Origin of the sequence: Sphingobium sp. DEHP117 (genome assembly GCF_030867385.1) — a bacterium.
Taxonomy (GTDB): domain Bacteria; phylum Pseudomonadota; class Alphaproteobacteria; order Sphingomonadales; family Sphingomonadaceae; genus Sphingobium.
Window position 1 is genome coordinate 219,674 of record NZ_JAPFBJ010000004.1, and the last position, 20,013, is coordinate 239,686.

Genomic DNA, 20,013 nt, shown 5'->3' on the forward strand with positions numbered 1-20,013 from the left:
TGTGAGCGGAGTTCCAAGCACGAGACCGCTCCTGACCCCGATCACCCCCGTCGACGAGACCGCAGCCGGGCGACGGCCAGAGCTGATTCAGGCGGCCGCCTGCGCACCGCCGCGTCGCATTCCGCTGGCGCTGCCGGGCAGTGGCTCACCTTCCTTCCAGAGGCGGTGCACGACGCCCTGGCCTGCAAGCAGGGCTTCGAGCGATCCGGTCACCTCGTTGTCACGGTCGTGGATGTGGATCGCGCATGCCTCCTCGCCGGTGTCCTTGAGCACCAGACTGGCGATTGGCGTGTCGGTATCGAGATTGACGCGCAGACCCTTTACGAACCGGCGTTTTTCGGTGACCGCTTTACCGATCAGGTAGCGCTCGTCGCTGCTCTCATAGGGGAGCCACTCAGGCGTCACCGGCATAAGCGCGACCTCGATCAGATCGAACGTGCCTTCGCGCCGGCGCGAGAACGATCCGGCGAGCACCAGATGGCCTTTTCCATCTCCCTGGCCGCCCTGAGCCTGCCATAAGGCGAGTTCGCCCGCGAACCGCGTATGGAAGCGCCGCGCCATGTCCGGGTCCATCACGAAGGGCATGTCACCGACGTGGCGCAATACAATCCTCTCCGCACCATGTGCACTGACGATCTCCTTGACCTCGCCCACCACCACCATCATCTCGTCGCGCGAGCGGTATACGCGCGCAAGACCGGTGCGACGACGCGCCCGGATGTCTTCCTTCTCTTCGAGCCTGAAGCTCTCCGGCACGAACAGCAGGTCGGCCAGTCCCTCCTGCTTCGCGCGGCACGTGGCCGCTGCTTCCATCAGCGCCCGGCGCACCACGAACCAGCTGCGCTTGCTCGCCATTTTGGGGTGCCAGTGCGTCAGCTCCGCCCGGTCCCACAGCACATGCAGCAACCCCCGCATCGACAGCTTCTGGCCCGTGGTCTTCACCGAAGGCTTGTCGTTGGTGAGCGCCGATGGCGCGAGACGCGCAGCCCCACGCGAGAGCGGAAAGCCGAGCTTCAGGCTTGTTTCGCCGCCCGTCTCGTCATCGATAACCGCACTCCCGCGCACCTGCCCCATGCCGGTCAGGAAGTCAGGAGCCTCATAATGGTCGCAAGCCGTCGCATGACGTGCGCCCGATCCCGGCCAGCGTGCGAGGACGTAACGATTATGGCGGTGTGAGATATAAAGCGGCAGATCAGTCGTCTTGCGGCATTCGCAAATAACCGGGCTCTTCTGTGCATAGGCCTGCGCCAAGAGCTGCTGAAGTTCTTCGCCTTCGGACACGCTGCGGCCGAATATACGGTATCGCTGTGCCATTGGTGTCCTTCCAATTTCTCGCGATCGACGCCGTCCTATCGATCTGTTGTGCTTCTACTTCAGGTTTGTCATGCGCCGCGCAAGGGGCACGTCACGGTCATTCTATGCCAGCCGCCGGGCGGCGGCAAGCGTGCTGGCGCGCCTCTTGCGGCTCCTCAACTGCCCTCCGCCTGACGCTGCTCAAGATGCTCGGCCGCGCCTTCGGCGAGGCCGAGGCACAACGCTGCTTCCTCGCGGGTCAGCACGATCATCTCGCTGCCATGATCCGCGAGCTTGCCGCGCAAGATCTTGGCCATCGCGCGCGCGACCTCGAGCGCAGTGGGCATTTCCAGTCGATCGTCCATGACTGAAGATCCTTTCCCGGGACAGCCCTGCCTGCGGCAGTGGACCCGCGTGATGTGATCTGTTGACGCTTGATACCGCACTTGTTCGGCATTGGCGAGGTGATGAAGGGGAGGGGCACCCCGGCGCCCGCGCCCCGCGCGGGCTTGGGGCGACCCGCTCTACTCGCTAGTGCGCCCGGCGACGCTGGCGCGTCGCCGCTCACCCAAGCTCGCCGGCATGAATGCCGGCCCTTCGGGTGACGATCGGGGCCAGCAGCCGAGCGCCAGCGCGCTTGGCGAGCGAGGAAGGTGGCGCTAAACTTCGTGTCATGCCCATCGTCCTTGCTGCCGCCGTCTTTTGCCTGTCGCCCTCCGTCCATGACGGCGACACCATCCGCTGCGACCGCGAGCGCGTGCAGATCGCCAACATCGACGCGCCGGAGCTCCCCAACAGCCCGAAATGCCAGGACCGTCGCCGGTCCTACGCTCAGGTAGCGATTTTGCCGCCGCCGAGGCCTCGCGCGCCCCTGGCGCTGATCGGCCTTCCATAGTGCCGGAAGCCTACCGCTCGAAGCCATGCCCATGCTCGTACTGCGATACGGGCCTCGGCCTGTGCGGGCACAGGCGAAATGCGCGGGACCGGGTAGCCTGTTCTGACCGCGGCAGTAGACAGCCCTGATGGGCGGTAAAGGTCATGCGTACGAGTGCGCATGGCTGCCTGGTGGGGCAAGCGCAGTTGGCGGGCGGCCAAGGTTGACAGGTCTTGGGTCCATGAACCCGCGAAGCTTGAATTGACGAAACCGCCCTGCGTTTGCCGATGAACCTGTGCGGCGCCAGTCGCGCGTCCGCAACCCAAAAGCAGCGGACCGTGAAGCCCTTGAACGGGCTTGCCGCACCACTCCTCGCTTTTCGGTTTCCCTCGCGCCCATTTCATTTGGCCGCTCGGTGCGGTCCCGCGCCTATCGGCGCCGCCTGTCTGGTTCATCGGCGGGCGGTTCCGCCGAACTCAAGCCACGGAGAAATTCCATGAAGAACCTCGTCATCCTTGTCGGCCGCATCGCTGCCGCGCCCGAAACCCGCCATGCCGGCGACACCGAGATCACTGGCTTCACCCTCGTTACCGACCGCCCCAGGCTGGTCGATGGCAAGACGGTCAAGAACGAAGCCGGCTACACCGAGACCCTCGCCGAATTCCACCGCGTCACCGCCTTCAACGGCCTCGGCACCTCGGTCGCCAAGCACAAGAGGAAGGGCGATGTTGTCGAGGTCCAGGGTCGGCTGCACTACTCGAAGTGGACCGATCGCGAGGGCGTCGAACGCTACGCGGTCGAGATCGTCGCCGAGGAAGTCCTTTTCATCTGATCCCAACCGGGAGGCGGCAGCGCCGCCTCCCTTTTTGGCATGCCCTTGCCAGCGCCTAATCAGACATCCGAACTCCAGCGTGATGCGGTTCCGAATGGGCGAGGGTCTCAATCGCGCTCCCATGTCGGTTTCATACAATACCGACCAAAGGTGAGGGCCTAGCCGGACATCGCGACCCGAAGGGCCTGTGCAGCGATGTATTGGGTTCTTGACTTCAGGCGGCCTGGGTACCCCGGGCCGCCTTTTTTTCCGCCTTCTGCCGCCTGTGACACTTTGCCCGCGCGGTAGAGTGTCATATTTCTATTGTCGGGCCCGATTAATTTCAAAGGTCTGTTCGGCTGACCGGTCTGGCATAGTGGGACCAGGAAAACGGCCGTTAGTTCTCCCTGGCCAGCTCATCCGGGCAAAGTGTCACGCGCGACAAACGACATCTTGCAAACAAAAGGGGATTCACAAGATTCACCATTTGTGCTCAATACTGATCCATGGAGCGACAGAAACGAATTTCGGGAATTGGCAGCATTTATGCCCTGCTTGCGGAAGTGTCGCGCCGTCCGCGTTATGCTTTTCTCGTTCTACAGCTTGTAGCGGAAATCGCCGATGCGTGCGGCAAGGCCGGACCGATCGTCAGCAACGCGGGTGAACCCATGCTGCTGCGCGACTGGCTTTGCACCCAGCTTCTTCCCTTGAGCGAGCAGCAGGGGCGCCGCGCGGCGCTGCGCGCGCGCGTCGCCGCATCGCTTAAGGCTGAAATGACCGGCGACGCTGCCCGCGATAGCGCACGGATCGACGAGGCGGTCGAGGAACAGGTCCTTGCCGTGGGCCGTGCCAATGTCAGCCGCGCAATCTCCGATCTGGCGCGGGCTGGGCTTGTTACGCGCCATTATGCCGGTTACGCAACCAACCACAGCAACCGTGGCGGCGGGCGTCATGCGGTCTATGTGGTACGCCCTGAAGTGTTGCGCCTGCTACGCAGACCTTCGCCGCTGCAGGCAGCCATGGCGCTGCCGGCCACAAGACAAGGCGACCTGTTCGCCGCCTGACGGGCAGCTTGACAAATTGCCTGTATGCCGCATATATTGCCCGAACATCAGTCATTTGGTGAGGCAATATGGCAAGTGCGGCATTTCTGAGCGAAGTCTCCGGTGACAAGGGTGTCTCGGTCGACCGGCTATCGGCTGCGCTTCATATCACCAAATCGGAACTCGCGCTCGCTGCAGGTCTGTCGCGCGATGCCGTCTCGAAGGCGACCCGCAGCAACAGCGTCGCGACCCAGTCGCGCCTGCGCGAGATGAGCGAGATCATAAACCGGGTCATACCCTGGGCGGGCAGCGAACTTGCCGCCTATGCGTGGTACCGCTCGCAGCCGCTGCCCTCGTTCGGCGATGCTACGGCCGAAGAACTTGTGCGCCAGGGGCAGGGCGAGAGGGTTCGCGCCTATCTCGGCCGGATCGCGGCCGGCGGCTTCGCCTGATCCCAGGCCCGGATCTTGGGTTCAACGCTTCCGTTCAGCCGGTACGACGGACTGGTCTATCGTGCGCATCACCCGGCCTGGGCCTATGATCCGGAATCCGGCGAGGGCGCGCGGACCCATGGCGGCCGCTTCAACCGCGTTGGCACAGCCTGCTTTTATGCCGCGCTCAGCCTCAAGACCGCCTGGCTCGAGGCCCAGCAGGGTTTTGCGTTCAAGGCGCAGCCGCTGACACTCTGCAGCTATCGCGCCGAGCTTTCCGATATCCTTGATCTGACCGATCCCGACGTGCGTCAGGCTGCGGATATGACTCTGGCGCAGCTCGGCTGCCCATGGGAACAGCTTGCAGGCGAGCGCAAGCCGGTTCCGACCTGGGAGCTGGCCGACCGGCTGATTGCCCAGGGCTGCGCCGGGGTGATTGTGCCAAGTTTCGCTTCGCGGGCTTCGGCCGATGATCGCAACCTGGTGCTATGGTCGTGGAGCCGTATTGCGCCGCATCGTCTCGAGGTGATCGATGACGAGCAGCGATTGCCGCGCGATCAGTCGTCATGGCGCTAGTGTGGTGGATTTGAAATACGCCTCATTATAGCGGTTGGGCGGCGAGCGGATTTCAAATCCGTAAACCACACTAGAATCATATAGTTGCTAGTGACCCTGATGAATCTGAAGTTCGTTCAGCGCCAGCCTGACAGTGTAGCGAACTTCAGATTCGGATCACTAGCGCACACCGAACTCTCAGCCAAGCATACTGACCATGAAACTGAGGTGTTTTGCCGTTAACCCCGAACGCCCACGCTTCTGCGAAACGGGGGTTCGGGGGCAAAACCTATCTACTCTCTCATCTCGGTGGCTGAGCGAAATCAGCATCGCCAAAGTATGACGCCTGGGAGATTGGCAGCGGTCAAGGATCGCGGGTGCCCCCCAATTTTGCTGCGCACCCTCGTGCCTCAGGAGCTTCACAAAATCGGTTCCCCCCGCGCCCGCACGCGCGGCGGCGCCGCTGCGCTTGCGCCGTCCTCTGACCGCCTGACTCCGGCGTCCTTCCAGATGCATCTTTCATCAGCGTGATGAGAGAGATGTTCCTTTGGAGGATATCATGACGGACCGTTTTTCGAACTTTGCCGATCTCGCCGAATATTATGCGCGCGAAATAGCGACGCCCGACTATGCCACCGCGTTCATGGAGCAGACCGAGATGGCCAAGCTCTCGATCGAGCATGAACCGAGCGCAGTGGAAATGCCCGATCCCGACGAAGCGCAGGCCGCGATCGAGATGATGCTCGCGACCGTATTCGACCTCTTCCGCGACACCCGCATGGAAGACATGGCCTCCGAGGTCGCCTGGGGTATCGCCAACAGCTTCCATATTGTGGCGAAGCGCCTCGATGACCGTGAAGATTCAATGGCCAATCGTCTCAAAGAGAAGCTCCGCGAATATGATCCGAGCGAGGTCTACGCCACCGATCTCGAAGATCTCACCATGCAGGCGCGCAGCCTTGCCGAATGCCGCGACGCGATGGAGTGTATGCGTGACCACGCGGCCCGTATCTACCTTGCAGAAACCGGACGGCCCTTTTCGCCGGTGCGCGGTTCCATGGTCTCGTCCAAGACCAATGCCTCGATGATCGAAGCGCGCGACTATCTCGCGGCACAGAAGGCGCAGCGGCGTGAGAAGTTCGCACCCTCGGGTCCGGTCGTGCTGTTCTCGGGCGGGCAACAGTTCACCGACATTGCCCTCGTCGAAGACTATCTCGATGCGATTCACGAGCGTGTGCCCTCGATGGCGCTCGCAACCACAGCGCAGAACAAGGGAGCGGACGTGATCGCGGCGGCCTGGGCCTCGCGCCACAATGTGCCGGTGATCCTGTGCAAGCCCGATGCCTCGCGGGGTCCCTCGGCGCCCTATCAGCGCAATGCGCGGATGCTCGCCTTCAAGCCGGTCGAAGCTGTGGTGTGCAGCGGCGGCGGCATCCAGGCGAACCTTGCTGACCGGCTGCGAGAAGCGCGCATTCCCCTGCACATCGTGCGCGACGCGAGCGCCCAGAACGAGGCGGCCGCGGTCCGCACAAGGCAAGCGGCGCCAGGCGGTCAGCAGGCCGGCAAGCGCGTCGCCAACGGCGACGATCTTCCGCCCTTCTGAGCGGCAGACACCGCGTTCCAAACGTATCGAAGGGTGTCCGGCCTCACCGCCGGATGCCCTTCTTTTTTGTCGCTGGGACAGTTGCAACTGCCCGGCTCGCTCGCTGGACCATGGGGACGGCCGCTGGCCTGCCCGACTTCAGCCTTCGCATCGACCGGGCGCCAAAGACCCCTTGGGGCCACCCGGTGGTGCAGGCCAACAAAGGTTAAAACTCTCGCAGAATTCTTGAGCATGATGGCCGCCATTGGCCCGCGTCAAGAAGGGCGGTTCCCCCAATTTTTCCTGCACTGCGTTTTCGAAAAAATCGGCTCCCCCACCCCCGCTGGGGCGGCGGGCCGCGATGCGGCCCGTTCTGTGACCCGGTCCAAGCCCGGCCATCCTTCGAGTGACCTCTTCAATGATTTGAATGGAGGTTCCCATGAACTTGGCTGTATCGCAAATCGACATACCGACCTTCGATCCCGTAAGCTATGACGCCGCCGTGCGCGCCGCTTGCGCGCGGGCCCAGCATAGCTTCTTCGACAGCCATGTCATTGAGGATGAGGACGGCAGCTTCCTCGCCATCGATGAAGGCGACTATAATGCGCTGCCCCAGGACCTGATCGACCGGATCGTCTATACCGTCCCGGGGATGATGGCCGATGACTTCGACGAAGCGAACATCGCCCGCGCCGCGAGCTTCATGAGCGTGGTGATGGATCCCGACTTCGACGCCGATTGTCTGTTCTGACGCCTGCCCGGCCGGGGAGCTCTCCGCACGAGGGCTCTCCGGCCCCCTTTTTGCTTCGAAACAAAGCGCCGCCGGGGTATCGAACCCCGTCTGCGCTGGTCTCATGGGATCCGGCTCACTTAGCGATAAATGGATCGGGGTCGATATAAGGCTTCATGTCATCGCGGCGAAACCAGATCGCCCGTGAACAGCGCAGTGGCGATTGGCCGGTCACGAAGATGATCTGTTCGTCCGTTCGCATATCGGCCAGCAGCTCATTGGGCTCGATCAGCGCTTTCCGCTGATAATTGATCGACCTTGATCGGGTGCGGGACGATCCGCCAGACAGTGCGCCGCCGCGACTATTGGACCCGCGCGAAATCGAGAGCTGATCGATTTCTATGGTGTAGTGACCGCACATTTCCGAGATTGTTTTCGCGAGATCGGGATCGTTGATGGCCGAGAAAGACCGGTAGGACGTTGCCTCGAACCATTTGCTTTGGGCATTGCGGCCCCAGATGTCGAGGAGCTGGCCGAGCGACTGATATATCATCAACAGGGTAATGCCATATTTGCGTCCTTCATCGCGGGCGGTCTCGATGATCTTGAGCCGCCCCAGCGTGATCGCCTCATCGGTCAGGAACAGGACCTTGCCATTGGTCCGAGGATCGCCGTCATAAACGGAATTGAGCAGGGCGCCGTAGATCACGCGTATGAGCCCCGGGTGCGCGGACAGCGTCTTGAGATCGATGTTGATGAACACATCGGTGTTCCCGTTTCGTAACTCCTGGCTTTTGAAACCGTCCGACGAAACGAGATCCGCATAGCGCTCGAAGGAGAGCCAGCGCGTCGCTTTGGCGGCGTTGGAATAGACGCCGGAGAATGTATCGGATGCGAGATTGACAAACGGCCCGAGCTTGTCGCGGATGAAGCTCGAGGGCGTTGTGGCGTGGACATTTTTGATATGCTCGCGCAGCTTCTTTTCCGGCAGCGCCAGGAGCTGTCGCAGTGTGCGCAGGTTTCTTTGCAGTGCATCATATTCCGGACTGAGAGCGACATCGGCAAGCAGCGCGGTAATTAATTCGCGGCCCTGTTCCCTGAAAAACTCGTCCGAGCCGCTCGACATTTCAGCCTCATCGGCGACGATCCACTCCGCGATGAAAGCGATGTTTTCTTCCGGTTGTCCATTGTCATGAATCCAGTCGAGAACATTGAACGATGTTGCCGGGTCGTCCGGATCGATGACATGGATCACATGCCCCAGCGATCGGCGATAGCGCTTGACCATCGGAAAGACCTGTGTCGACGGGTCGAGAATAACGGTCGAGCTGAGCCAGGTGAGAAGGTTCGGAATGACGACGCCTGTGGTCTTGAAACTGCCCGGTCCTGCAAAAACCAATCCATGACCTGATCCGATCGATCCGTCGAACGTCAGTAGCGGTTGTTCATGGCCTTTGCCCCATGTCGAACGATCGGTCGGATCGAATGTTGGGGTGATGCTCCTGTCGAGATCGGGACGATAGCGCTCTCCCAAGACTATGGGGCCGCCTGGAGGAAAGAGCTTTGCCGCTCTTGCCAAATCCATCCATTCCGCGTCCCCATGATAGGCGTGGAATGATCGTTTGGGTGACAAGCGCCCACGCCTCGTCGGCGCGCGCTGTTGTTTGAGGATCAGATATAGTATCCCGGCCATCATCATCGAAAGTCCGATGCCGGTTAAAGCAAAGCTGTCGATATAGGGCAGGGCGGCTATGGGCCATGCTGCAGTCTTGAAATAAGGGTGGAGCCGTTCCAGCTCGGCACCAATAAGCAGAATTGCGTTCGTAAAAGTGCCGAAGATGACGCCATAGGCCAATGATGGAAAGGCGGGGGACTTCAATGCCGAACGCGCCATCACCATCGCGATCGACGTCGCCAATAACGGCGCCATCAATGGACACGAACGGATCAGGATGGGATTGGTTGAGCGGACCACAAGTCCCGGCCAGGCATAAGCGATACCCGCCATGGTCGCGATGGTGCAGATCATGGTGATAGCGATAAGCAGCACTCTGTTCATGATCCGAAACCTGCTTTTCCAACGGCGATCCATTTTTCCCGCGTTGCCGGATCGGCGCTGCTTTCTCTCGCCAACAGGAGCGCCCCCAGGATCAAAGCGGGATCTTCGTCAGAAAAGCCCGCCTTGATAACGAGGCTGCCGAAAATGATCTTTTGCCGCGTATCGGCACGCCGCTTGTCGGATGGATTGCTTCGCGCCTCAGTCATGAGACGACGCAGCTCTCGCCGCCGCTTTGCTACCTCCTGTTGAAGCGGAGCTTTCCTGAAATCGCGCAACCAATTCCCGGAATGCGTCGCGAAGGACCTTGTCGCTCAAATCCAGTTCGGCGAGCCCTGTCGCCACCGCGATTTTTCCGATGCGCTGGCCTGATGCTTCCAGCACCGCTTCCAGTTCTGCCCTGCGGGCCTCGATTTCAGCACGAATTTTTCCGACCCTGGAGAGGGCGGCGGCTTTTCTGACTTCGCTCATGAGACTGTCGATCCTTCCATTGCACAAGAATTTTCAGATCATGATTGATCTGCCGGAATTGTCAAATATGATAATTTCGTATAAAAGGAACGCCAGCCCTACTGAAGCGAAGCGTTTCGGAGGGCGCACTTATACATCGCTGCGCGATGTCATGCTTCTTAGGGGGTGCAAGAATGGAAGAAGCAGTTGCCGTTCACCGTGATCACGCCTGGATAAGCAGTCTGCAGTGGCTCAGACCGTCTCCCAGCTTGGTTGCGCGGCAGTGATTGAGCGCTCATGGCGATCTACCATTTCTCAGCGAAGATCATCAGCCGGGGGCGGGGCCAGTCCGCGCTGTGCGCTGCCGCCTATCGCCATGGCGCGGAAATGATGTTCGAACGCGAAGGGCGGATCGTTGCCTACACTGGCAAACACGAGGTTGTTCACACGGAATTTCTCATTCCCGATACTGCGCCGCACTGGGTTTCGGAATTATCATCGCTTTCGGCGAGCCAGGCTTCTGGAAAATTCTGGAACAGGGTCGAAAGTCATGAGCGGCGCAACGACGCGCAGCTCGCGCGCGAGATCGAGCTGGCGCTGCCAAAAGAATTGTCACGCGAGCAGAATATCGCGCTCCTGAAGGAATTTCTGATCGAGCATTATGTTTCAAGGGGCATGATTGCCGACGTCGCCTATCACGATCTTGAGCATAATCCGCACGCGCATATCATGCTGTCGCTCCGGCCGCTTCATGAGGACGGGTTTTCCTCTTCCCGTGTTCCGGTGCTGAGTGAAAATGGTCAGCCATTGCGCAGTGCTCCAAGCAAAAGCCATCCCAAGGGCCAGATCGTCTATGCCGACATTTTCGGCGGCGACTGGACGAAGAAGGACGCGCTTGCGGGTTGGCGCGAAAGCTGGGGGCAAGCCGTCAACTATGCGCTCGCCAAGGCGGGATTTGGACAGAGCATCGATCACCGCACTCTTGAGGCCCAGGGTATCGAGCTCGCCCCGTCTCGTCATCAGGGCCCCAATTGTCGCGGGATGGAAAGGCGCGGGCTGGAAGCGCCGCGCGTCGTCGTCGATCAGGAATTGCAGGTACAGAATATCGCGCGAATAGCGGCGAGGCCCGAATGCGTGCTGGAAGTTATCACGGCGCAGGAGAGCGTGTTCGATCGGCGCGATATGGCAAGGGCGCTGCACCGTTATGTTGATGATGCAGCCGCTTTCGGATCGCTACTCGCGCGGATCGAAACCTGCGCCGAGCTGGTTCCGATTGCGGCAGCCAGCTATAATGAGGCGGGCCAGGAAATAGCCGCCGCCCGCTACACCACGCGCGCAATGCTCGACCTTGAGCGAGCAATGCTGGCGAATGCCAGGGCGCTTGCCGAGCGAGGAGGCGAGGGCATAGTCGAGCTGCTTTGCGAGCAGAGTTTTGCGCGCAGCGCTGCAAACGGACTGGTGCTGAGCGATGAGCAGAAAGCCGCTGTCCGCTACATAACAGGCGAGAGCCAGCTCGCCCTTGTTGTGGGTAGGGCAGGGGCTGGCAAATCGACCATGTTGCGCGCGGCCCATCAATCCTGGGCGGCAGCGGGCAAAAGGGTATTTGGCGCCGCGCTCGCCGGGAAAGCGGTCCAGGGTCTACAAGAGTCGAGCGGCATCACGCAAGCACGCACCCTTGCCTCGTGGGAAGCGCGATGGGCGCGGGGGATAGACCGCCTGCAAAAAGGTGATGTGCTTGTCATCGACGAGGCCGGAATGATCGGCTCCCGCCAGCTCGCCTCGTTCCTCGGCATGGCGCGGGCGCAGGGCGTGAAGCTTGTTCTGGTCGGCGATCCCGAGCAGCTTCAACCCATCGCGGCGGGCGCTGCCTATCGCGCCGTCGCGGGCGCCGCGGGATATGTCGAGCTGACGGAAGTCCGGCGTCAGAAGAGCGCGTGGATGCGCGAGGCGACCATAGCTCTGGCGCTAGGACAGGTGGACAAAGCGTTCGAAGCCTATGGCAAGCATGGAGCAGTCCATAGCTATGCGCTCAAGGATCATGCGATCGAGGACATGGCGCGCCAATGGGTTGCGGACCATGTGATGGGGCATGAGGCTTTTATGCTGGCCCATTCGCGCAACGAGGTCGCGGCGCTTAACGAGAGGGCGCGGGCCATGCTCGTCGAAGGAGGCCATCTGGGCGCGGCGGCTACATACAAGGTGGCGGGGAGGCAAGTCATATTTGCGGTGCGCGAGCGCGTGCTCTTCCTACAGAATGACGCCGGCCTCAATGTCAAGAACGGGCAGTTCGGCACGGTGGTCAAGGCGAGAGATGGCAGGCTCGACATCGAGATCGTCGACCCCGATGGCGCCAAGCGTGTGGTCCGTGCGAGGGAGCAGATCTACAGCGCGCTCCAGCATGGCTACGCGACGACCGTTCACAAATCCCAGGGCATGACGGCCGCGCGCATCCATATGCTCGCGAGCCGGAGCTGGAATAGCAATCTCGCTTATGTCGGGCTGACCCGCCATAGCGAGCGCGCCGACATTTATTATGGCCGCAAAAGTTTCGCGGAAATGGGAGGGATCGCAACGGCGCTGGCGCGATCGGGGGCGAAGGGGATCAGCACCGATCATGAGGCGAGCGACCTTTACGCGCGGGCGGTCGACTATGGCGATCGGCGCGGCCATTTCACTCCGGCGGCCTGGGCGCAGAATATTGGCAGGATCATCGCCGCACAGCGGGCGAAACTTGCCACGATGGCCGAAGCCTTGAGCGCCATTATGTCGCGGTTCGACGCCATGGGCCGCCGGTCTGCCCCAGAGGCGAGCGTTCTGGAGCTGGCGCCGCTGGTGCCGGCAGTCACGACATGGACGCAGACACCGCAGGCTGTGGGCGCCGGCGAGGCGATGAAGAGCCGGCAGGTGACCAGGAAAGTTGCCGAGATCGAAAAGGCGGCACTGCGGATCTGGGCCGAACCCAAAGCGATAGTGCAAAAATTGCTGCCGCTTGGAAGCCTCCCGGACGCGCAATTCGCCAGGGAAATGGCGGCGCTGCCCATGCGCGTATCGGAGCTGGGGGCCTTGCGACGCGCTGGTCTGCTCAGTCGACCTAAACAGCCGGAGGTCGGCGATATTCGCAACCTCCTGGGCGAGATCGGTTCCTATAGAAAAACCGTGCAGGCCATGACAGCGAAACTGGCTGCCGTTGAGCAGGAGCGGCGTTCGGTGCTGGCGATTGCGGTTCCCGGCCTGTCGCCGTCTGCGCGCGCGCTGGTGGAAACACTCGCCGGCGTGCGCGCCCTTCACGGTGACGATGCATTGGACAGCGCCGTGCGCGCAGCAGCGCAAGCCCAGCCCCTTGAGGTGCAAGAGATTGCGCGGGCAGGGGAGGCGATCGCGCGCAGATTGGGTGGGATGAGCGCGCTCAATGATGAAGCCGGACGCCTCGAAAAACTCTGGTCTTTGAGGGGCGGATTTGATTCATTGCCTTTGCAGATGAGCGGAGGCGGTGATGGCGGGACAGCCGGGTTTCTTTGATCTTTCGGACCGATACGAGGCGCTGAGCGCAGCGGGTGATCCGCTGGAGCGTTTGGCGTCGGTGGTGGATTTTGAGGTTTTCCGCGGGCCATTGATCGCGGCGCTTCGGCGCGGTCGGCGGACCAAGGGCGGACGGCCGCCGTTTGATCCGGTGCTCATGTTCAAAATTCTGGTGTTGCAGGCGCTCTATTCACTGTCGGACGAAGCGACCGAGTTTCAGATCAAGGATCGACTCTCGTTCCAGCGGTTCCTGGGCCTCGGGCTTGACGGCACGGTGCCGGATGCCACGACGATCTGGTTGTTCCGGGAACGCCTGGTGAAAGCCAAGGCAATCGATCGGCTGTTTGCCCGCTTCGATGCTGCGCTGACCGACCGGGGCTATCTAGCGATGGGTGGCCAGATCATCGACGCGACAGTCGTGCCCGCACCCAAGCAACGTAACACCGAGGCGGAGAAGACGGCGATCAAGGAAGGTCGTGTGCCCGAGGACTGGAAGCCGGCCAAGGCCCGACAGAAAGATCGTGATGCGCGCTGGTCGATCAAATACAGCAAGGCCAAGGTCAAGGAGGGCGCCGATCCCGGAGCGGCCCAAAAGTCCAGGGGGCCTGTCGATCTCGCCATTCCCATGTTCGGCTACAAGAACCATATCGGCATCGACAAGGCACACGGCCTGATCCGCACCTGGGATGCGAGCGCCGCCAATGCCCATGACGGGGCGCGGCTGCCGGTTCTGGTAAGCAAGCAGAACACCGCCTCCGGCGTCTGGGCGGACACCGCCTACAGGTCCAAGAAGAACGAGACCTTCCTGGAAAAGGGTATGTTCAAGAGCCATATCCACCAGAAGCGGTTGCCGAGACGGCCGTTGCCCGAACACATAGCCAGAGCCAATGCCAGGCGCTCCAAGGTTCGCGCCCACGTCGAGCATGTGTTCGCCGGACAGAAGCATCGCATGGGTCTGGTCGTACGCACCATCGGCATCGCCCGCGCCCGCATCAAGATCGGCATGGCCAACCTCGCCTATAACTTCCAGCGTCTGATCTGGCTCGAAGGGAGAACTGCGCCCGCTTGATGCAAGAACGGCCCCAAAAGGGCCGGAAAGACACCAAAATCAGCAGAAAACCGACCAGGCAGGCCGCGCCGTCACGCCGCTGCCAACAGTCGCACAACAATCACACCAAAATCAGCCGGTTTTTCGAGGTGTCCAGCCTTCGCGCAAAAGGTACGATCAGTCGCAAGTGATGAAAAGCACCATAAGTCCCTACACGCGATGTTGCGGGAAATATCCGCGATATACCGCACTCAAAAGAGCATCAAAAGGCGTGAATCCGAAGATATTTCGATCACGCGGCAAGAGTATTTGAGCAAAAGGCCAAGGTTATAAGAAAAGGGTCATGAAATGGCGAATAGGTAATCATTGCGTATAAAGGTCAATGTATGAGCAATTCTGTCAGTCTTTCTCCCATAACGATACGGGAATTTTCTGAGCCTGATCGAGCGGCGGTGCAGGAGGCCGTTGTGCGCGCCGTGGAAGACGATCCGGAGCGCTTTTTGAAGCGCTATGTCGAGCATCCGGAATCGCATGAAGGCCGCTATATATCGGCCGATCTTTTCAAGGAAATGTTCGACGCGTTTGCCCAGAGCAAGGAAGCGCGCGGCCGCTATAACACGCCGGTTCATAATGCGGCGGCTGTGCTCTCGGCGGAGCAATTTCGCAAGGTAGTGCATGCGCCGCACTCTCCTGGTGAGCATGTTCTCTTTCTGACCGGCATACCTGGCGCGGGGAAAACCTCGACCATTGTGCGCAGCGGCGCGCTTCCCAGTGATGTTCGCCTGGTCTTCGAAGGCCAGATGAGCAACCCCAGAACCGGCCTCGAAAAGATCGGCATGGTGATCGATGCGGGCTTGAAGCCGCTCATCCTCGTCGTCCATCCAACGCCCGAAAATGCCCTCGACAACACGCTGCAGCGCTTCGTCGAATATGGCCGTGGTGCAGGATTGGGGATCATGGCGGCGATCCAGGGAAATCTGCCGGCCAGCCTCGAAGCAATTCACGCCCGATATGGCGACAGGATAGCGTTGGAGATCAAAGATGTTCGTGACAGAAATGCCGTCATTTCCTATAGTGGATGGGAGCATTTGCCCATTCTCCGATCGGAGGGAAGCCGTGACCAAATCTACGAACGTCTCGTCGCCGCCCTCAACGCGCAGCGCGAAGCCGGAGCCATCAGCCAGGCAGCCTATGACCAGGCCTTCGGACGCGTCCAGCCCGAGCCTGCGCTCCTGGCTGGACAGCATGGACAAGGGCATCGAGGAGATGCACCGGGACGAGAACATCCGCAAATCAGTGGCGAAGCGTCTCTCCTAACGCCTATTAAGCCGTTCATCCCTGGAGATGGGGAAGCCGTTAAACCGCTCATAGTGCCGGACCGCACACAGGCAGAGCGGATGGCCGGCGTCGTCGACAATGAAAATGTCGTTCGAAGCGCGATCGACATGAACGCGAAGCTTTGCGCGACATTCAAGCATCCTGACGTCGCGCTCGCTCTTGTGGAAAACGCGATCCGTACTGCGCCTCCCGGCTCGGAGCGGGCGCATGTAGAAGCGACGGCACTCAAACAGGTCCGATCACTTGAACTGCGGGGATCGGACCGTCTCCTCGATTTCCAGGGTCGTGCCGCGAGGAGCGCCGCCAGGCAGGAATTGCCGGGAGCAATCGACAGCATCAAACACCATACCCTGAGCGTTGAGCACCATGCGAAGCATGGCGATCGCGAGCATTTAAGCCTGCAAAAGCAATGTGCCGTTGCAATTCCCGACGCCTCCCCGGAGCTTCGCGCGCTGCTTGCAGCGCCTGACGCGCAGAGTTTTGCAGCAACCCTGCGCGCCGGCGACAAAGAGGAGATCCTTGGCAATGCCGAGTCACTCCTTGCCAGCATCGAAGCGCGCATAGGCAATGCGCGAAGCTCCGAGGATGGCGCCAGGATCGGCGTCAGCGAAGGCCAGTTGGCACATTTGCGCTCTTTGAAAAGCGCTCTGCATCGTGTCGAGCAGCGCGCCCAGACGATCGAGGAAAGCCCCTCGATCAACAAATCCGAGAAGGAGGGTCCGCGCCTTGTCCGGTAACGCAATGCCCTCTGACATGCCCCAGCGCAGGAAATATGTCATGGTCGCCGGCGTAGCCCTTTTTGCCGTCCTGGCGACCACCGCAATGGCCTGGTCGCAAGGCATCATGATCAATGAAACACCGAGCTTTCCGCAAGGTATCTATCAGAAATATCCACGGGAGGCCAGGGTGAGGCGAGGCCAGATGGTTGTCGCCTGCCCACCGGACGAACCGATATATCGTCTCGCATTACAACGCCATTATCTGAGGCCCGGATTGTGCCCCAGCGGCACGGAGCCGCTTATCAAGAAGGTGGTGGGGCTGCCGGGTGACAGCGTGACCGTTGGCAGCAAGGTCAGTGTGAACGGCGCCGTTATAGCCAACAGCAATGTTTATCCAACCGATGGCGACAATCGGCCGATGAAGGCGTGGAGCAGCGGAGAAGTGCCAGCGGGGCAGCTATTCCTTATGTCGGATTACAGGGAGGACAGTTTTGACAGCCGATATACAGGACCGCTCCCGGATCACGCCGTCGTTGCGTACATTAGGCCGCTATGGACGTACGATTGAGCTCAAATTATCGGCACTTTGCAGCAAATCCTGGTTCGCGCTGGGGCTTTTGCTGGCGGCTGTGTCCTGGTCGGGCGATATCCGGTTGATGCCTGTGGCGAGCTTGATGCCGCTCTTATGGTCGATCGCGCCCACACGTCCAAAAGCGACCCTCTTCGCGCTTGGCTATCACGCCGGCGCGAGCTGGTCGCTTATCGCCGGGATAGTGCGTGTTCTCGATACCGGCGCATTGAGCGCGATCGCCCTATGGCTCTTGGGCAGTGCCATGCCCGCCTCGGTCTATGGACTGCTGCACTCTCATGACAAAAAATCGCAGCCAGTTCGCTTTGCGCTGGCTATGATATTCTGTGCCTTCCCCCCGATCCTTACAGGCTGGGCCAATCCGATCACTATCGCAGGTCTGTGGTTCCCAGGTTTCGCATGGGCGGGCCTGTTGGCGACACTGATCATATTGGCTGCGCTCGCCAGCAAGATCGATCTGCCATTCAAGATTCTGGCGATCATCATGCTCACGATTTTTGGCGCACTCTCCTATCGTTCACCCGCTGCAATCAAACTCACCGGGCATATGACCCATGAAGATTACTCTTCAGGCGGGCTCGATGGCCACGAATATGAGCGGCTGCAAAGTGCAGCAAACCTGGTTGCCGCCGATCGAGCAGTCATACATGTCTTTCCCGAAGGCTATGCCGGTTTATGGGGGCGCGGCTCAGAGATATTCTGGCTTGATATGATGGACCAGGCCGATCCTCATGCGCTCGTCGTTATGGGCGCGTTCAGCCCTCTCCCTCATGGCGGCTATGAGAATATTGCCGTTGTTCTCGATCGCGGCCGTGCTCAGCTTATCAAGCAGCGTATGCCCGTTCCCTTGGGCATGTGGAAGCCTTGGAGCGCAGCAAGCGTGCCGGCCACATTTTTTCGCGGTTCAACTGTTGACACCAGCAAGGGCCGAATTGCTGTGCTGAATTGCTATGAGATTGTCGTTGTCTGGACGGTCCTCGATACGATGATCGACCACCCCAGCGTGCTGCTGGGCATCGGCAATGTCTGGTGGGGCAGAGGCACAAACATCGGACTTATCCAGTCCGAAATCCTGACCGCATGGGGGAGGTTATACAATGTACCGACCGCGCTCAGCCTCAATGAATAAACTGGGCTTAGCGGGTCCACTGCTTCTGATCTTATGGTTTAGGCCATTCTTGCGTCAACACGCCGTATTCCTCTGGATCGGTGGCGGCGGTGTTCGACAGCGACAGCGTGGAAGCACTGAGCGCAGGCCCAGATCGCCAACATTGCTGCAATCCGCTGGCTTGAACTTGATCGTCAAAACCGATCGTTCGTTCAGCCGAGTATAAACGTTTCGCCGCCAAGAAACGCGGCGGGTGCGGCAGCTGCTTCACCACCGATAACCATAGCCGGTGAGCCCAGCTCAAGCTGCAGCAATGCCTGGGCGTGGGACATCGCCCCAAGTCGGGCGAGTTGAGCGAGCATGAGCGCGGCGGTGGCCGCACCAACGAACGGTACGGAAACACTTGCGTCCGCAAGCGGAATAACACCACATTGACCGATTTCTCTTTCCAAGTCCGCATAGGCACCCTGGGACATCAGGCGCTCACGCTGCGACTGTTGCGGCTGGTCAAGCCATAGGTCCTCGATCGACGCGCCCGCCGGAATGGTTCGAATCTGCAGCGACTCAAAATCGCGGGTGCCGCGTCCTATTCCGGCATCGATCATATAATCGAAGCCGTGGGCGGCAAGAATGCGCCGGGGATGCACATCATCAAGACCGGCAAGCAGAATTGCCGGGTCATGATCGGTTCGGCGAATATCGCCCAAGTGCCGTCGCTCGATGAGCTCGGTTGTCCAGCCAGCATGGTCCAGCCAGGAGGCCGCGACGCGTACCTTGCGGCGACCGATATCGTTCGTATTCACGAGCAAGCTTGTCGGCTCGTTTTCGACACTGATCCATTGATCGTCTTGCAAGACGATATAGCGTTCACCCTGGAACGGCAGGGTAAGCAGTCCCCAGACAATAGCCTGCCCGAGATGGCCAAGCCCGACCAGCCAGAGCCGATTGGGAATGGTACATCGAGCCGGACCGACGCGGTCAGGCCTGACGATCTGGTCGGGTTCCCACAAGGAAACAATTTCATCGCGCGGCGGTGTGCCGTTCCGAACTTGGGCAAATATCTGCCGGATGGCGAGCCCGCCCGCGAACATGCCAGCGAGCGCAAGCGAGGCGCCGCCTGTCGGCTGGTGGAATGGGCGTGTGCCAGCAAGCCACCTATTCCACCAAGTGAAGACCTGCCAACCATGCCAGGGCACCGCATTGTCGATGCGAACGAGATGGGTCGTGCCGGGATCGATCGTCGCGACGACACTAGCGCCGAGCGCATTTGCGGCGGTGCCAAGTGTCGCTCCGACCAGCAACGGCTGGAGCAAGGGCGTGTGGAGACCATCGCCGGCGAGCTGGACACGGCCGAAGCATTTTCTGGCGGTCACCACCGAGGTTAGCGCAGCGCTTTGCCCGGCAGCAGTTCGCGCCGCCTCTGCGCCAATCACGACGCAAGGACGGACGGCGTCGAGCCGGGCCTCTGCCGCCGCGAAGGAAGCGGCGAGATTGGCATCGGTCAGCGCCTTGGTGACGCGTGAGCGGGCAAGATGGGGCGTCATTAGCCGTGCTCCAAGCGGAAGAAGCGGGATCCTGCGCTGGAATGATCCAGCCATCGGCCGTGGCCTGCAAACTCGTAAATGCCGATCGCGCCTGGTTCGACCGCCCCTGCCGCAAAGCCAGGCAAGATCATCGCGATATGTCCCGCGCGCGGCATCACCGGATTGGCCTGGTCGGACGGCGACTGGCGGCAGCTGCCGGGATGGACATGGATGTCCGCAACAACACCATAGCCGCGTTCGCGGCATAGTACCCAAAGACGCGGCAGCGCAGTCTGCCTTATCGTTACCTCGCCGGTTTCAAGTGCTCGCTCGTCGATGTCATC

The 20,013-nt window shown here is 60.8% G+C and carries 19 protein-coding genes; 13 read left to right on the forward strand and 6 right to left on the reverse strand.

All coding sequences use genetic code 11. The annotated features are described in order from the left end of the window. Positions 1–87: 87 nt before the first annotated feature. Both OOT33_RS17140 and OOT33_RS17145 read right to left on the reverse strand, forming a co-directional pair. Entirely contained in the window at positions 88–1,314 is a 1,227-nt protein-coding gene (locus OOT33_RS17140; protein ID WP_307751108.1) for a DUF1173 family protein, read from the reverse strand. Positions 1,315–1,469: 155 nt separating this feature from the next. Beyond that, on the reverse strand, positions 1,470–1,658 hold the full coding sequence (locus OOT33_RS17145; RefSeq protein ID WP_307751109.1) for a hypothetical protein: 189 nt from the start codon (positions 1,656–1,658) through the stop codon (positions 1,470–1,472). A gap of 221 nt (positions 1,659–1,879) precedes the next feature. Here OOT33_RS17145 and OOT33_RS17960 point away from each other — a divergent pair, with 221 nt between their 5' ends. From OOT33_RS17960 to OOT33_RS17180, 7 genes are all read left to right on the forward strand, one after another. Then, positions 1,880–2,188 (forward strand): hypothetical protein, encoded by a 309-nt coding sequence (locus tag OOT33_RS17960; RefSeq protein WP_373690597.1) that lies wholly within the window; start codon positions 1,880–1,882, stop codon positions 2,186–2,188. A 475-nt stretch (positions 2,189–2,663) separates the two neighbouring features. Continuing rightward, positions 2,664–2,999, forward strand: a complete 336-nt coding sequence (locus tag OOT33_RS17155; RefSeq protein WP_307751110.1) for a single-stranded DNA-binding protein — start codon at positions 2,664–2,666, stop codon at positions 2,997–2,999. Between the two features lie 485 nt (positions 3,000–3,484). Then, positions 3,485–4,042, forward strand: coding sequence for a hypothetical protein (locus OOT33_RS17160; RefSeq protein WP_307751111.1), 558 nt, complete (start codon positions 3,485–3,487; stop codon positions 4,040–4,042). Positions 4,043–4,110: 68 nt separating this feature from the next. Then, positions 4,111–4,473, forward strand: coding sequence for an antitoxin Xre/MbcA/ParS toxin-binding domain-containing protein (locus OOT33_RS17165; RefSeq protein ID WP_307751113.1), 363 nt, complete (start codon positions 4,111–4,113; stop codon positions 4,471–4,473). Between the two features lie 15 nt (positions 4,474–4,488). Next, positions 4,489–5,028, forward strand: coding sequence for an RES domain-containing protein (locus tag OOT33_RS17170; protein ID WP_307751115.1), 540 nt, complete (start codon positions 4,489–4,491; stop codon positions 5,026–5,028). Positions 5,029–5,566: 538 nt separating this feature from the next. Further along, a complete protein-coding gene (locus OOT33_RS17175) occupies positions 5,567–6,610 on the forward strand; it encodes an SLOG family protein (RefSeq protein ID WP_307751117.1) in 1,044 nt (347 codons plus the stop codon). 418 nt (positions 6,611–7,028) lie between these two features. Further along, the gene (locus OOT33_RS17180; RefSeq protein ID WP_307751118.1) at positions 7,029–7,340 is read left to right on the forward strand and encodes a hypothetical protein; all 312 of its coding nucleotides are present in this window, start codon (positions 7,029–7,031) and stop codon (positions 7,338–7,340) included. A gap of 115 nt (positions 7,341–7,455) precedes the next feature. On the opposite strand, the gene OOT33_RS17185 is transcribed toward OOT33_RS17180, so the two are convergent. From OOT33_RS17185 to OOT33_RS17195, 3 genes are read right to left on the reverse strand one after another with little or no spacing between them, the layout of a single operon-like run. Beyond that, the gene (locus OOT33_RS17185) at positions 7,456–9,378 is read right to left on the reverse strand and encodes a type IV secretory system conjugative DNA transfer family protein (protein WP_307751119.1); all 1,923 of its coding nucleotides are present in this window, start codon (positions 9,376–9,378) and stop codon (positions 7,456–7,458) included. Further along, on the reverse strand, positions 9,375–9,584 hold the full coding sequence (locus tag OOT33_RS17190; RefSeq protein WP_307751122.1) for a conjugal transfer protein TraD: 210 nt from the start codon (positions 9,582–9,584) through the stop codon (positions 9,375–9,377). The genes OOT33_RS17185 and OOT33_RS17190 overlap by 4 nt, the downstream gene beginning before the upstream one ends. Further along, the gene (locus tag OOT33_RS17195; protein WP_307751124.1) at positions 9,577–9,846 is read right to left on the reverse strand and encodes a TraC family protein; all 270 of its coding nucleotides are present in this window, start codon (positions 9,844–9,846) and stop codon (positions 9,577–9,579) included. Before OOT33_RS17195 ends, OOT33_RS17190 begins: the two co-directional genes overlap by 8 nt. Positions 9,847–10,122: 276 nt before the next feature. Here OOT33_RS17195 and traA point away from each other — a divergent pair, with 276 nt between their 5' ends. From traA to OOT33_RS17220, 5 genes are all read left to right on the forward strand, one after another. Further along, positions 10,123–13,344, forward strand: a complete 3,222-nt coding sequence (traA, locus tag OOT33_RS17200) for a Ti-type conjugative transfer relaxase TraA (RefSeq protein ID WP_307751125.1) — start codon at positions 10,123–10,125, stop codon at positions 13,342–13,344. Further along, positions 13,319–14,413: an IS5 family transposase gene (locus tag OOT33_RS17205; RefSeq protein ID WP_307751127.1), complete on the forward strand. Its 1,095-nt coding sequence runs from the start codon at positions 13,319–13,321 to the stop codon at positions 14,411–14,413. Before traA ends, OOT33_RS17205 begins: the two co-directional genes overlap by 26 nt. A 365-nt stretch (positions 14,414–14,778) precedes the next feature. Continuing rightward, positions 14,779–16,467, forward strand: a complete 1,689-nt coding sequence (locus OOT33_RS17210) for a hypothetical protein (protein WP_307751129.1) — start codon at positions 14,779–14,781, stop codon at positions 16,465–16,467. 40 nt (positions 16,468–16,507) lie between these two features. Further along, the gene (traF, locus tag OOT33_RS17215; RefSeq protein WP_307751130.1) at positions 16,508–17,017 is read left to right on the forward strand and encodes a conjugative transfer signal peptidase TraF; all 510 of its coding nucleotides are present in this window, start codon (positions 16,508–16,510) and stop codon (positions 17,015–17,017) included. Positions 17,018–17,282: 265 nt separating this feature from the next. Then, positions 17,283–18,167 carry a nitrilase-related carbon-nitrogen hydrolase gene (locus OOT33_RS17220; protein WP_307751132.1) on the forward strand — a complete coding sequence of 295 codons (885 nt, stop codon included), beginning with the start codon at positions 17,283–17,285 and terminating at the stop codon, positions 18,165–18,167. Positions 18,168–18,358: 191 nt separating this feature from the next. On the opposite strand, the gene OOT33_RS17225 is transcribed toward OOT33_RS17220, so the two are convergent. Next, positions 18,359–19,519 (reverse strand): hypothetical protein, encoded by a 1,161-nt coding sequence (locus OOT33_RS17225; RefSeq protein WP_307751133.1) that lies wholly within the window; start codon positions 19,517–19,519, stop codon positions 18,359–18,361. Positions 19,520–19,731: 212 nt separating this feature from the next. On the opposite strand from OOT33_RS17225, the gene OOT33_RS17230 reads away from it, so the two are divergent. Then, positions 19,732–19,938, forward strand: a complete 207-nt coding sequence (locus tag OOT33_RS17230; RefSeq protein ID WP_307751134.1) for a hypothetical protein — start codon at positions 19,732–19,734, stop codon at positions 19,936–19,938. Positions 19,939–20,013: the final 75 nt, after the last annotated feature.